This is a genomic window from Streptomyces sp. SP17BM10, from assembly GCF_036322405.1.
Lineage (GTDB): Bacteria > Actinomycetota > Actinomycetes > Streptomycetales > Streptomycetaceae > Kitasatospora.
This window is the reverse complement of the sequence record NZ_JAQYXB010000669.1, coordinates 245691-259407: the sequence shown is the minus strand read 5'-3', so window position 1 is coordinate 259407 and position 13717 is coordinate 245691. Positions and strand designations below refer to the sequence as shown.

The 13717-nt window shown below is 72.0% G+C and carries 10 protein-coding genes; 3 read left to right on the top strand and 7 right to left on the bottom strand.

Annotated features, from left to right (window positions below):
* Positions 1–160: 160 nt before the first annotated feature.
* Complete coding sequence (locus PUR71_RS34285; protein WP_329931121.1) at positions 161–466, bottom strand: antibiotic biosynthesis monooxygenase family protein; 306 nt, start codon at positions 464–466, stop codon at positions 161–163.
* A 212-nt stretch (positions 467–678) separates the two neighbouring features.
* Between PUR71_RS34285 and lepA the strand changes: the two genes are divergently transcribed.
* Positions 679–2547: a translation elongation factor 4 gene (gene lepA, locus PUR71_RS34280; protein ID WP_329931120.1), complete on the top strand. Its 1869-nt coding sequence runs from the start codon at positions 679–681 to the stop codon at positions 2545–2547.
* A 96-nt stretch (positions 2548–2643) separates the two neighbouring features.
* Here the strand turns inward: lepA and PUR71_RS34275 are convergent, their stop codons facing one another.
* The 4 genes from PUR71_RS34275 to PUR71_RS34260 all read right to left on the bottom strand — a co-directional run bounded on the left by PUR71_RS34275 (position 2644) and on the right by PUR71_RS34260 (position 8645).
* The gene (locus PUR71_RS34275) at positions 2644–3726 is read right to left on the bottom strand and encodes an NAD(P)/FAD-dependent oxidoreductase (protein ID WP_329931119.1); all 1083 of its coding nucleotides are present in this window, start codon (positions 3724–3726) and stop codon (positions 2644–2646) included.
* 124 nt (positions 3727–3850) lie between these two features.
* A complete protein-coding gene (gene sigJ / locus PUR71_RS34270) occupies positions 3851–4753 on the bottom strand; it encodes an RNA polymerase sigma factor SigJ (RefSeq protein WP_443077676.1) in 903 nt (300 codons plus the stop codon).
* A 131-nt stretch (positions 4754–4884) separates the two neighbouring features.
* Positions 4885–6783 carry an ABC transporter ATP-binding protein gene (locus PUR71_RS34265; RefSeq protein ID WP_329931215.1) on the bottom strand — a complete coding sequence of 633 codons (1899 nt, stop codon included), beginning with the start codon at positions 6781–6783 and terminating at the stop codon, positions 4885–4887.
* A 128-nt stretch (positions 6784–6911) separates the two neighbouring features.
* Positions 6912–8645, bottom strand: coding sequence for an ABC transporter ATP-binding protein (locus PUR71_RS34260; RefSeq protein ID WP_329931117.1), 1734 nt, complete (start codon positions 8643–8645; stop codon positions 6912–6914).
* Positions 8646–8990: 345 nt separating this feature from the next.
* On the opposite strand from PUR71_RS34260, the gene PUR71_RS34255 reads away from it, so the two are divergent.
* Together PUR71_RS34255 and hemW are read left to right on the top strand one after the other, a co-directional pair.
* Positions 8991–10913, top strand: coding sequence for an AMP-dependent synthetase/ligase (locus PUR71_RS34255; RefSeq protein ID WP_329931116.1), 1923 nt, complete (start codon positions 8991–8993; stop codon positions 10911–10913).
* A 59-nt stretch (positions 10914–10972) separates the two neighbouring features.
* Entirely contained in the window at positions 10973–12202 is a 1230-nt protein-coding gene (gene hemW, locus PUR71_RS34250) for a radical SAM family heme chaperone HemW (RefSeq protein WP_329931115.1), read from the top strand.
* A 52-nt stretch (positions 12203–12254) separates the two neighbouring features.
* Here the strand turns inward: hemW and PUR71_RS34245 are convergent, their stop codons facing one another.
* Together PUR71_RS34245 and pspAB are read right to left on the bottom strand one after the other, a co-directional pair.
* Complete coding sequence (locus PUR71_RS34245) at positions 12255–13088, bottom strand: DUF3097 domain-containing protein (RefSeq protein ID WP_329931114.1); 834 nt, start codon at positions 13086–13088, stop codon at positions 12255–12257.
* Positions 13089–13112: 24 nt separating this feature from the next.
* Entirely contained in the window at positions 13113–13715 is a 603-nt protein-coding gene (pspAB, locus tag PUR71_RS34240) for a PspA-associated protein PspAB (protein WP_329931113.1), read from the bottom strand.
* Positions 13716–13717 lie beyond the last annotated feature (2 nt).

Sequence of the window (13717 nt, the reverse complement as noted above, 5' to 3'; positions counted from 1 at the left end):
CCAGCTGAGAGGGCATGCCGAGCCCAGGTGCAGCTGACTACGCTACCAGGGGCCCGCCGCCCGCCCCAAACCGGCCGTGGCGCCGCCCCGGCGGCGGGGTGCGGCAAGGACCGGCGGGGCGCCGCGCCCCGACCCGCTGTGCGCCGAGCTGCGCGCCGAGCTACGCGTCGAGGACCGGCTCCCCGTAGTGCTCGACCTCCGGGAACGGCCGGTAGAAGCGGTGCAGCAGCTCCCGCCAGCGTTCGTACTCGGCGGAGCCGCGGAAGCCCTCGGTGTGGTCGGCGAGGGTCTCCCACTCGACCTGGAGCAGGAAGCGCGAGCCGCGCCCCTCGTCGAGGCAGCGCCGCAGTTGCAGCGAGCGGAAGCCGCGCTGGACGGCGATCAGCGGGCGGGCCTCGGCGAAGGCGGCGAGGAACTCGTCCTCCCGGCCGGGCAGGACGTCGAGCAGGGCGCTTTCCAGGATCACGGGACGCCATCCTGCCGCCTCCGGAGCGAGGAGAGAAGGCCGGTTCCGCACCCCCACGAACGACCCGGCCGGACCGAACGGCGGCCCGCGCCGGGGTCGTGGGAAGATGGGAGGAACTATTTCGATCGGACGAGACTGTCCGGTCCCCCGGGAAGCGGGTCAGCGATGACCCGGACGCCCCCGGCCCCGGACCAACGGAGAATCGGACCAAGGTGCCCGCGACCCCCAGCAATGTGCCAGAGCCCAGCCGTACCGACCCGGCGCTGATCCGCAACTTCTGCATCATCGCCCACATCGACCACGGCAAGTCGACGCTCGCAGACCGGATGCTGCAGATCACCGGCGTCGTCGACCCGCGGCAGATGCGCGCCCAGTACCTCGACCGCATGGACATCGAGCGTGAGCGCGGCATCACCATCAAGTCGCAGGCGGTCCGCCTCCCGTGGGCGCCGAAGACCGGGCCGAACGCCGGGTCGACGCACATCCTCAACATGATCGACACCCCCGGCCACGTGGACTTCACGTACGAGGTGTCCCGGTCCCTCGCCGCGTGCGAGGGCACCGTCCTGGTGGTCGACGCGGCCCAGGGCATCGAGGCGCAGACCCTCGCCAACCTGTACCTGGCGCTGGAGAACGACCTCACGATCATCCCGGTGCTCAACAAGATCGACCTGCCGGCCGCCCAGCCGGAGAAGTACGCCGCCGAGATCGCGCACATCATCGGCTGCGACCCCTCCGACGTGCTCCAGGTCAGCGCCAAGACCGGTCTGGGCGTCGAGGACCTGCTGGACCACATCGTCAACACCATCCCGGCCCCGGTCGGCGTCAAGGACGCCCCGGCCCGCGCGATGATCTTCGACTCGGTGTACGACTCCTACCGCGGCGTGGTCACCTACGTCCGTGTCGTGGACGGCCAGCTCACCAAGCGCGAGCGCATCGCGATGATGTCCACCGGCGCGACCCACGAGCTGCTGGAGATCGGCGTCATCTCGCCCGAGCCGAAGGTCGCCGACGGCCTCGGCGTCGGCGAGGTGGGCTACATCATCACCGGTGTGAAGGACGTCCGGCAGTCCAAGGTCGGTGACACGATCACCTCCATGAACAAGGGCGCCACCGAGCCGCTCGGCGGCTACAAGGACCCGCGCCCGATGGTGTTCTCCGGCCTCTACCCGCTGGACGGCTCGGACTACCCGCTGCTGCGCGACGCCCTGGACAAGCTGCGCCTGAACGACGCCGCCCTGGTGTACGAGCCGGAGACCTCGGTCGCGCTCGGCTTCGGCTACCGCTGCGGCTTCCTCGGCCTGCTGCACCTGGAGATCATCCGGGAGCGTCTGGAGCGCGAGTTCAACCTCGACCTGATCTCCACCGCCCCGAACGTGGTCTACCGGGTGATCATGGAGGACGGCACCGAGCACACCGTCACCAACCCGAGCGAGTTCCCGAGCGGCAAGATCGCCGAGGTGTACGAGCCGGTCGTGCGCGGCACGATCCTCGCGCCCAACGAGTTCGTCGGCGCGATCATGGAGCTGTGCCAGTCCCGCCGGGGCAACCTCCAGGGCATGGACTACCTCTCCGAGGACCGGGTCGAGCTGCGCTACACCCTGCCCCTCGCGGAGATCGTCTTCGACTTCTTCGACCAGCTGAAGTCCAAGACCCGGGGCTACGCCTCCCTCGACTACGAGCCCATCGGCGAGCAGAGCGCCAACCTGGTCAAGGTCGACATCCTGCTGCACGGCGACGCGGTCGACGCGTTCTCCGCGATCGTGCACAAGGACAAGGCCTACAACTACGGCGTGATGATGGCGGGCAAGCTGCAGAAGCTCATCCCCCGCCAGCAGTTCGAGGTGCCGATCCAGGCGGCCATCGGCTCTCGGGTGATCGCCCGCGAGACGGTCCGCGCGATCCGCAAGGACGTCCTCGCCAAGTGCTACGGCGGTGACATCTCGCGCAAGCGCAAGCTGCTGGAGAAGCAGAAGGAAGGCAAGAAGCGGATGAAGATGGTCGGCCGCGTGGAGGTCCCGCAGGAGGCCTTCATCGCCGCGCTGTCCACCGACGCCGAGGCGCCGAAGGAAAAGAAGTAGCGGAAAAGAAGTAGCGAAAAGAAGTACCCGACGGCGTAGTGGCGGCGGAAGGGCCCGGAGCGATCGCGCTCCGGGCCCTTCCGCGTCCCCGGAGGTCTACTTGAGCGCCGCGAGCACCCCGGCGACGATCGCGGCCTTGGCCAGCCGCCCGGCCGTCCCGGTGAGCACGGTGGGCCGCATCGAGTCGTCCCCGCGGACCAGCTGGAGCAGCCCGTCCTGTCGGCCGAGGCTCAGGCACTGCGCGACGTACTTGTAGGCGAAGGGCTTGTCCGTGCGCCCGTCGAGCAGCTTGCCCACGTACTGGCCCATCGGCAGCGCGGTGGCGCAGCCCATCCGCAGGGTGCCGGTGCCGGGGACGGTCACCGCGGCGGCGTCGCCGACGACGTGGACGTCGGGGTGGGACACCGACCGGAGGTACTCGTCGACCAGGGCCCGGCCGCGGTCGTCGACGGCCAGTCCGGCCGCGGCGGCCAGTGGGTGCGGCTCCATCGAGGCGGCCCAGACGGTGATGTCGGCGTCGACGGGGCCGGCGGTGGTGTGCAGCCCGGTGGGGGTGACCTCGGTGACGGTGGCGCCCTCGTGGACGGCCACGCCGAGCCGGTCGAGGACGCGCAGGACGTGGGCGCGGGCCTTGGGGGAGTAGATGCCGCCGACCCGGCCGGTCGCGACGATCCGCACCTGCCACCGGGGGTGGGCCTCGGCGAGTTCGGTGGCGAGCTCGATGCCGGTGGCGCCGCCGCCGACGACGGCGAGGGTGCCGGGTCGGTCGGTGCCGCGCAGGCGGCGGTCGAGTTCGGCGGCGCGCTCGGCGGCGTAGGCGTGTTCGGCGGCGCCGGGGACGTCGTGCCAGGCGGTGCGGCTGCCGAGGGCGTGGACGAGGGTGTCGTAGCCGAGGGTGGTGCCGTCGTCGAGCAGGACCTTGTGGCCGTCGAGGTCGAGTTCGGCGGCCCTGGCGCGGCGGTGCTCGATGCGCCGGCCGCGCGCGAGTTCTCCGATGGCGGGCCAGTCCCGCCCGTGGCCGGCCGCCGTCTCGTGCTGGCGGACCCGGTGGAGGAGCCGTTCCTCGGGCGCGACGAGGGTGACGGCGTGGTGACGGCCGGCGCCCTTGGCGGTGCTGAGTCCGGCGTAGCCGGCGCCCAGGACGACGATCCGCTTCTCGGTGGTGGTGCTGCTGCTCATCTCGTCCGCCTCCTTGCGAGCTTGCGCTGTCGTGCAGCGCGGTACGGCAAGGGGACGGCGCGGCGCGGCGGAGTGTGACAGTGACCTGCGTCACGCCCGCGTGCCGGCCGTCACGTCCCGGCGTTCAGCCTTCGAAGGGGGCGATGTGGGTGAGCTTCTCGGGGTTGACCACGACGTACGTCCCGGTGATCAGGCCGTCGGCGACGGTGAACGCCAGCACGCCCGCGACGGTGCCGGTGGTCGAGTCGTACCAGACCATGCCGGGCTCGCCGTTGACCTCGGCGAGGGCGAGGCGCAACTCCGGCGCGAACCACTTCGCGACCGAGCCGGCGATCAGGCGGGTGACCTTGTCGGCGCCGCGGACCGGGCGGGCGGCGGCGCGGACGATGCCGCCGCCGTCGGCGGTCCAGACCACGTCCGGGTCGAGGACGGCCAGCAGTGCCTGGAGGTCGCCGCCGAGCGCGGCGGCCGCGAACGCCGCGACGGCGCGCCGGTGTTCGGCCCGGTCGGCGCTCGCGCGGCGGCCGCCGTCGCGGACCCGGCGGCGGGCCCGGGAGGCGAGCTGGCGGGCGGCGTCGGGGGTGCGGTCCAGGGACGAGGCGATCTCGTCGAAGCCGACCGCGAAGACGTCGTGCAGTACGAACGCGGCCCGCTCGGCGGGGGTGAGCTGTTCCAGGACGGCGAGCAGCGCGAGCGAGACGGACTCGCCGCGCTCGGCGAGGTCGGCGGGGTCGGCGGGGGAGTCGGGGGCGCTCGCGTAGGTGACGGACGGCTCGGGCAGCCACTCGCCGGTGTAGGACTCGCGGCGGGCCCGGGCGGAGCCGAGCTGGTCGTAACAGAGCCGGGTGACCACGGTGGTGAGGAAGGCGCGTGGGTCGGCGATGGCGGCGCGGTCGGTGGCGCGCCAGCGCAGCCAGGCCTCCTGGAGGACGTCCTCGGCGTCGGTGAACGTGCCGAGCAGCCGGTAGGCGACCGAGCCCAGGTAGCGTCGGTTCGCCTCGAACGCGTCCGGGGCCTGCTCGTCGATCACGGGCCCAAGGTAGCGCTCCGCACGGCCGAAACGAAGGCCGGCAACGCGATGGGCCGGGGAAAGCGACGGGCCGGGGCCGGACTCCTGGAACCCCAGGAGCCCGGCCCCGGCCCGGACGTGACCGCCGGTCAGTCCACCTCGGCCACGGCCTCCGCGAACTGCGCCTGGTACAGCCGCGCGTACGCGCCGCGGGCGGAGATCAGCTCGTCGTGCGAGCCCTGCTCGACGATCGAGCCGTTCTCCATCACGAGGATCACGTCGGCGTCCCGGATGGTGGAGAGCCGGTGCGCGATGACGAAGCTGGTGCGCCCGGTGCGCAGCCGGGCCATGGCCCGCTGGATGAGCACCTCGGTGCGGGTGTCGACGGAGCTGGTCGCCTCGTCGAGGACGAGGATGGACGGCTGGGCGAGGAAGGCCCGGGCGATGGTGATGAGCTGCTTCTCGCCCGCGCTGACGCCGGTGCCGTCGTCGTCGATGACGGTGTCGTAGCCGTCCGGCAGGGTGCGCACGAAGCGGTCGACGTGGGCGGCCTTGGCGGCCTCGACGACCTGTTCGCGGGTGGCGCCCTGGGCGCCGTAGGCGATGTTGTCGGCGATGCTGCCGCCGAACAGCCAGGTGTCCTGGAGCACCATGCCGATGCCGGAGCGCAGGTCCTCGCGGGACATCGAGGAGATGTCGACCCCGTCGAGGGTGATCCGCCCGCCGCTGACCTCGTAGAAGCGCATCAGCAGGTTGACGAGGGTGGTCTTGCCGGCACCGGTGGGGCCGACGATGGCGACGGTCTGGCCGGGTTCGACCTTGAGCGAGAGGTCCTCGATGAGGGGCTTGGCGGGGTCGTAGCGGAAGGACACGTCGTGGAAGGCGACCCGGCCGTGGACGACGTCGGGCTTCTCGGGCATGGCCGGTTCGGGGGTCTGCTCGGGCGCGTCGAGGAGTTCGAAGACGCGCTCGGCGGAGGCGACGCCGGACTGCACGAGGTTGGCCATGCTGGCGACCTGGGTGAGGGGCTGGCTGAACTGCCGCGAGTACTGGATGAACGCCTGCACGTCGCCGATGGACAGCGCGCCGCTGGCGACCCGCAGGCCGCCGACGACGGCGACGAGCACGTACTGCAGGTTGCCGATGAGCATCATCGCGGGCTGGATGATGCCGGAGATGAACTGGGCGCGGAAGCTGGAGGCGAACAGCGCCTCGTTGTGCTCGGCGAAGGTCTCGGCGGACTCGCGCTGCCGGCCGAAGACCTTGACCAGGGCGTGCCCGGTGTACATCTCCTCGATGTGGGCGTTCAGCTTGCCGGTGGAGGCCCACTGCTGGACGAACTGCGGCTGCGCCCGCTTGCCGACCTTGGCGGCGACGACCACCGACAGGGGGACGGACACCAGCGCGATCGTCGCGAGCAGCGGGGAGATCCAGAACATCATCGCGAGCACGCCGACGACGGTGAGCAGCGAGTTGACGACCTGTCCGAGGGTCTGCTGCATCGACTGGCTGATGTTGTCGATGTCGTTGGTGACCCGGCTGAGGACCTCCCCGCGCGGCTGCTTGTCGAAGTAGCTCAGCGGCAGGCGGGAGAGTTTGGCCTCGACGTCCTGGCGCAGCCGGTAGCCGGCCCGCTGGATGGCCTTGGTGGCGAGGCGGCCCTGGACGATGCCGAACAGGGCGGAGGCGACGTAGATCGCGAGCACCCAGAGCAGGACGGTGCCGATGGCGCCGAAGTCCATGCCCTGGCCGGGGGTGAAGTCGACGGAGGAGAGCAGGTCGGCGATGCCGCCCTGGCCGTGGGCGCGCAGGCCCTCGACGGCTTCGGCCTTGGAGACGCCGGGGGCGAAGCGGGCGCCGACGACGCCGGCGAAGATCAGGTCGGTGGCGTTGCCGAGGACCTTGGGGCCGGTGACGGCGCAGCCGATGCTGAGCACGCCGAGGCCGAGGACGGCGGCGAGCAGGGGGCGTTCGGGGCGCAGCAGGCCGAGCAGGCGCCGGCTGGAGCCCTTGAAGTCCATGGACTTCTCGGTGCCCTGGCCGCCCATGAAGCGGCCGGGGCCGGCCGGCCCGCGGCGGGCGGCGGCGGCCTGGGAGTCGCTGGGGAGTCCGGCCGTGGCGGCCTTGCCGGCGGGCTTCCCGGCGGGCTGGGGGGCGCTGGGCTTGCGGGGGGTGGTCACGCCGCCTCCTGCTCGGTGAGCTGGGACAGGACGATCTCCCGGTAGGTCGGGTTGTCGGCCATGAGCTCGTGGTGGGTGCCGCTGCCGACGACGGCGCCCTCGTCGAGGACGATGATGCGGTCGGCGTCGCGGATGGTGGAGACGCGCTGGGCGACGATCAGGACGGTGGCGTCGGAGGTCTCGTGGGAGAGGGCCTTGCGCAGCCGGGCGTCGGTGGCGTAGTCGAGCGCGGAGAAGGAGTCGTCGAAGAGGTAGACGTCGGGCTTGCGCACGAGGGCGCGGGCGATGGCCAGGCGCTGGCGCTGGCCGCCGGAGACGTTGCTGCCGCCCTGGGCGATGGGGGCGTCGAGGCCTTCGGGGAGCTTCTCGACGAAGTCCTTGGCCTGGGCGACGTCGAGGGCGTGCCACAGTTCCTCGTCGGTGGCGTCGGGCCGGCCGTAGCGCAGGTTGCTGGCGACGGTGCCGGTGAACAGGTAGGGCTTCTGGGGGACGAGGCCGACGCTCTCGGCGATCGTCTCGGGGGCGAGTTCGCGGACGTCGACGCCGTCGAGCAGGACCTGTCCGCCGGTGGCGTCGAAGAGCCGGGGGACGAGGCCGAGCAGGGTGGACTTGCCGCTGCCGGTGGAGCCGATGACGGCGGTGGTCTCGCCGGGGCGGGCGGTGATGGCGATGCCGCGGAGCACGGGGGCCTCGGCGCCGGGGTAGCGGAAGTCGACGTCGCGCAGTTCGAGGTTGCCGCGGCGCAGGACCTCGGTGACGGGCGCGGCGGGCGGCACGACGCTGGAGGAGGTGCCGAGGACCTCCTGGACGCGTTCGGCGCAGACCTCGGCGCGCGGCACCATCATGAACATGAAGGTGGCCATCATGACGCTCATGAGGATCTGCATCAGGTAGGAGAGGAAGGCGGTGAGGGCGCCGATCTCCATGCCGCCGCTGTCGATGCGGTGGGCGCCGAACCACAGGACGGCGACGCTGGAGACGTTCACGACGAGCATGACGGCCGGGAACATGAACGCCATCAGCCGGCCGACCTGGAGCGCGACGTCGGTGAGGTCGCCGTTGGCCCCGCCGAAGCGGGCCTGCTCGTGGCCGTCCTTGACGAAGGCGCGGATGACGCGGATGCCGGTGATCTGCTCGCGCAGGACGCGGTTCACCGTGTCGATCTTCTCCTGCATGCTGCGGAACTTGGGGCGCAGCGCGCGGACGAGCAGGATGACGACGGTGCCGAGGAGGGGGATGACGGCGAGCAGCAGGCCGGACAGCGGGACGTCCTGGTTGAGGGCCATGATGATGCCGCCGACGCACATGATCGGCGCGGCGACCATGAGGGTGAAGCTCATCAGGGCCAGCATCTGGACCTGCTGGACGTCGTTGGTGGTGCGGGTGATCAGGGAGGGGGCGCCGAACTGGCCGACCTCGCGGGCGGAGAAGCTCTGGACGCGGTCGAAGACGGCGGCGCGGACGTCCCGTCCGAAGGCCATGGCGGTGCGCGCGCCGTAGTAGACGGCGCCGATCGAGCAGAGCGCCTGGACGAGGGTGACGCCGATCATGACGGCGCCGACCCTGAGGATGTAGCCGGTGTCGCCCTTGACGACGCCGCTGTCGATGATGTCGGCGTTGAGAGTGGGCAGGTAGAGCGCCGCGAGGGTCGATACGAGCTGGAGGACGACCAGCAGGGCGATCGGTCGGGAGTACGGGCGCAGGTACGCCCTGAGCAGTCTGATCAGCACTTGCACACTCTTGTCGTCGACGGGTGGATTCGCATCCCAATTCTCGTTCCTTCGTGCACTCGTACAGACGATTCCCCCGGCCCGGACGTGAGGTTTGTCCAGTCCTTTGCCGAACCGCCTGGCGGGCCGGGTTGGGGGGTTCGCGGGGGTGGCGTCGGCCGGGCACCGAGGGGGTGGCGGGGTGCCTGCCGGGTAGACCCCCTTACGGAATGACCGGTTTCCCCCTAGGCTGCTGATTGCCCTCTTGTTACTCGCCGGTACCACACGTGTGACGGGGGCCCGGCGACCGCCCCCACGGGAGCCGCGACAATCCCTCAGACGGCCACCCGCCCCCGGAGGTCCTCGTTGAGTTCCGCGCAGTCCCTGATCGACTCCGGCAGTGCCGACATCGTCGCCGGGCGTCCCGCCTCCGTCGCCCACCTGTTCCTGGAGCGGGTCGCCCTGACCCCCGACGCCGAGGCCTACCGCTACCCGGCGCCGGTCGACGAGCAGGCCGCCGACAGCGCGCCGGGCGCCGAGCAGTGGCGTTCGCTCACCTGGGCGCAGACCGCCGTCCGGGTCAAGGCCGTGGCCGCCGGCCTGATGGCGCTCGGCATCCAGGCCGAGGACCGGGTCGCCCTGGCCTCCTCGACCCGCCTGGAGTGGATCGTCGCCGACCTCGGCAACATGTGCGCGGGCGCGGCCACCACGACCGTCTACCCGAGCACCAACGCCGACGAGACGGCCTTCATCCTGTCCGACTCCGGCTGCCGGGCGATGTTCGCGGAGAACGCCGCCCAGCTGGCCAAGGCCGTCGAGCGGATCGCGGAGCTGCCCGAGCTGCGCACCGTCATCCTGTTCGACGCCCCCGCCGGGGCGCCGGAGACCGCCGGGCTCGACGTGATCACGCTGGCCGAGCTGGAGCAGCGCGGCGCCGCGTACCTGGAGGAGCACCCGGACGCCGTCGAGAAGGCGGTGGCCGCGCTCGACAAGGAGCAGTTGGCCACCCTGATCTACACCTCGGGCACCACCGGCCGCCCCAAGGGCGTGCGCCTGGTGCACGACTGCTGGGCGTACGAGGCCCGCGCCCAGGAGGCGAGCGGGCTGCTCGGCCCGGACGACGTCCAGTTCATGTGGCTGCCGCTGTCGCACGTGTTCGGCAAGACGCTGATCTCGGGCCAGATCGCCACCGGCCACGTGATGGCGGTGGACGGCCGGGTCGACCGGATCATCCACAACCTGCCGGCCATCCGGCCGACCGTCATGGCGTCCGCGCCGCGCATCTTCGAGAAGGTCTACAACGGCATCGCCGGGCGGGCTCGGGCCGAGGGCGGCGCGAAGTACAAGATCTTCCGCTGGGCGGCCGGGGTGGCCCGCGAGTACGCCCGCGTCGTCCAGGAGAACCGGATCGCCACCGGGGTGGACGGCGCGCCGTTCGCCCTGCGGGCGCAGCACGCGGTCGCCGACAAGCTGGTGTACGCGAAGATCCGCGCCGCGTTCGGCGGGCGCCTGCGCGGCGCCGTCTCCGGCAGTGCGGCGCTGGCTCCCGAGATCGGCTACTTCTTCCTCGGCGCCGGCGTGCCGATCCTGGAGGGCTACGGCCTGAGCGAGACCAGCGCCGGTTCGTGCGTCAACCGCAAGGAGGACGTGCGGATCGGCACCGTCGGCCGCGCGCTGCCGGGCACCGAGGTGCGGATCGCCGAGGACGGCGAGATCCTGCTGCGCGGCCCGGGCGTCATGCGCGGCTACCACAACCTGCCGGAGAAGACCGCCGAGGTGCTGGAGCCGGACGGCTGGTTCCACACCGAGGACATCGGCGAGCTCAGCGCCGACGGCTTCCTGCGGATCACCGACCGCAAGAAGGACCTGTTCAAGACCTCCGGCGGCAAGTACGTCGCGCCGAGCGAGGTCGAGGGCAAGTTCAAGGCGGTGTGCCCGTTCGTCAGCAACATCCTGGTGATCGGCAACGGCCGCAACTACTGCACCGCGCTGATCGGCCTGGACGAGGCCGTGATCATGCCGTGGGCCGCCGAGCACGGCCTGGCCGGCAAGTCCTACGCCGAGGTGACGGCCGACCCGCAGGTGCACGGGCTGATCGAGGGCTTCGTGAAGAAGCTCAACGGCGACCTCCAGCGCTGGCAGACGATCAAGAAGTTCCACCTGCTGCCGCGCGACCTCGACATCGAGCACGGCGAGCTCACCCCGAGCCTGAAGATCAAGCGCCCGGTGGTCGAGCGGACCTACGCGGACGCCGTGACCGCGATGTACGCGGGGGCCAACGAGGCCTGAGCCGCCCCGGTCCCGTACGGCCCGCGGAGAACGCCCGGGCCGTACGGGACAATGGGGTCATGCCCTCCGCACTCCCCGACGGCGATCCGGTGCCGTCCGATGGTTCCCTGCCCGCGCACGCCCTCGACGGGCTCGGGACGCGGCCGTTCGGCTTCTACCTGCACGTGCCGTACTGCGCGAGCCGCTGCGGCTACTGCGACTTCAACACGTACACCGCCACCGAGCTCCGTTCCTCGGGGGCGGTCGCCTCGCAGGAGACCTACGCGGACAACGTGATCGCGGAGATCCGGCTCGCCCGGCGCGTCCTGGGCGACGCGGAGCTCCCGGTGCAGACGGTCTTCCTCGGCGGCGGCACCCCGACGCTGCTGCCCGCCCGCGACCTGGTGCGGATGCTCGCCGCGATCCGCGAGGAGTTCGGGCTCGCCGAGGGTGCCGAGGTGACCACCGAGGCCAACCCGGAGTCCGTCGGCCCGGCCTACCTCGCCGAGCTGCGCGAGGGCGGCTACAACCGGATCTCCTTCGGCATGCAGAGCGCCCGCCCGCACGTGCTGCGGCTGCTCGACCGCCACCACACCCCGGGCCGCCCCGAGGCCTGCGTGGCCGAGGCCCGCGCGGCCGGCTTCGAGCACGTCAACCTCGACCTGATCTACGGCACCCCCGGCGAGTCGGACGACGACTGGCGGGCCTCCCTGGACGCCGCCATCGGTGCCGGGCCGGATCACGTCTCCGCCTACTCGCTGATCGTCGAGGAGGGCACCCGCCTCGCCGCCCGCGTCAAGCGCGGCGAGCTCCCGATGATCGACGACGACGTCCACGCCGACCGCTACCTGATCGCCGAGGAGGCGCTCGCCGCCGCCGGCTACCACTGGTACGAGGTCTCCAACTGGGCCACCACCCCCGAGGGCCGCTGCCGCCACAACGAGCTGTACTGGACCGGCGCAGACTGGTGGGGCGCCGGCCCCGGGGCCCACAGCCACGTCGGCGGCGTCCGCTGGTGGAACGCCAAGCACCCCGCCGCCTACGCGCAGGCCCTCGCCGAGGGCCGCACCCCGGCCTTGGCCCGCGAGGTCCTCACCGCCGAGGACCGCCGCGTCGAGCGCATCCTCCTCGAGCTGCGCCTCGCCGAGGGCATCCCGCTCGGCCTCCTCACCGACACCGCCCGCAAGGCCGCCGAGGAAGCCCTGGCCGGCGGCCTCCTCGCCCCCGACACGTACGAGCAGGGCCGCGCCACCCTCACCCTCCGGGGCCGGCTGCTCGCAGATGCGGTCGTGCGTGAGCTGGTGGACTGAGGTTCGTTGACGACCTGCCGGGCATCGTGCTCGACACCACGGCGTTCCAGCCCTACGCCTGACCCGGGATGGTGACGAAGTCGATCAACTCTTCCACCCGTCCGAGGAGTTCGGGCTCCAGGTCCTTGTAGGTGTCCACCTTCGAGAGGATGTGCTTCCAGGCGGCCGGGGGGTCCACCGGCCAGCCCAGGCGGCGGCAGACGCCCTCCTTCCACACCTCGCCGCGGGGGACCGCCGGCCAGGCGGGGATGCCCACGGAGGCGGGCTTCACGGCCTGCCAGATGTCGATGTAGGGGTGGCCGACGACCAGCACGTGGGGGCCGGTGACCTGGGCTGCGATGCGGTGCTCCTTGGTGCCGGGGAGCAGGTGGTCGACCAGGACGCCGAGGCGGCGGCCGGGGGCGGGGGCGAAGTCGGCGACGATCGCGGGCAGGTCGTCGACGCCCTCCAGGTACTCGACCACGACGCCCTCGATCCGCAGGTCCTCGCCCCAGACCCGCTCGATGAGCTCGGCGTCGTGCCGGCCCTCGACGTAGACGCGGGACTCGCGCGCCACCCGGGCTCGGGCGCCGGGGACGGCGACCGAGCCGGAGGCGGTACGCGCCGGGGCGCGGACGGGGGCGGGGCCCGTCGGGCGGACCAGGGTGACGGTCCTGCCCTCCAGCAGGAAGCCGCGCGCCACCATCGGGAACACCCGCTGCTTGCCGAAACGGTCCTCCAGGGTGACGGTGAAGCCCTCCGCCGTCTTCTCGCAGCGCACCACCGCCCCGCAGAAGCCCGTCGCCGCCTCCTCGACCACCAGGTCCCGCTCGGCGGGCACCTCAGGGGCGGGCACCTGCTTCTTCCACGGCGGGGTCAGGTCGGGTCCGTACCGGCGGCTGCGCATACCGGCGAGTCTACGGACGGCCCGTCAGAGCCCGGGCGCGCCCCACACCGGGAACCAGCGGCCGAGGTCCTTCTCCAGCCGCAGGTCGTTCGCCAGCATCGCGTTGATCTGGAGCTCCAGCGGGCTGTTGCGACGCTCCCCGCCGCCGGGCATCGGCGCGAACGGGTAGAAGGTGCCGCGCTTGTACAGGTAGACCAGCGCCAGCGACTGCCCCTCACCGTTCCGGCCCCCCTCATCTCGACGGAAGGCCACCAGCGAGCACAGCAGCTGCGGCCCGAAGCCGTTCGCCTCCAGCTCGCTGTTGACCGCGTGCAGGTCGTTCACCAGCTCCGGCAACTCCCCGGAGGAGTGCCGGGCGAGCAGCCACGAGTAGCCGTAACCGTCCTTGGAGGCCTCCACCGGGACGCCGCCGCGCTCGGTGTCGGCGTCCAGCAGCGCCCGCACCTGCTGCTCCACCTGGACGAACGCGGCGCCCTCGACCGCCGCGAAGCACACCGAGCCGAGCCCGGTGGGCAGGAACCCGGCGCCGGCCTCCAGGGTGAGCGCGGCCGAGGGGATGCCGAACAGCTGGTCGAGGTCGGGCTTGACGGGCTTGGTGCGGCCGAACAGGGCGTCCAGGATTCCCACGG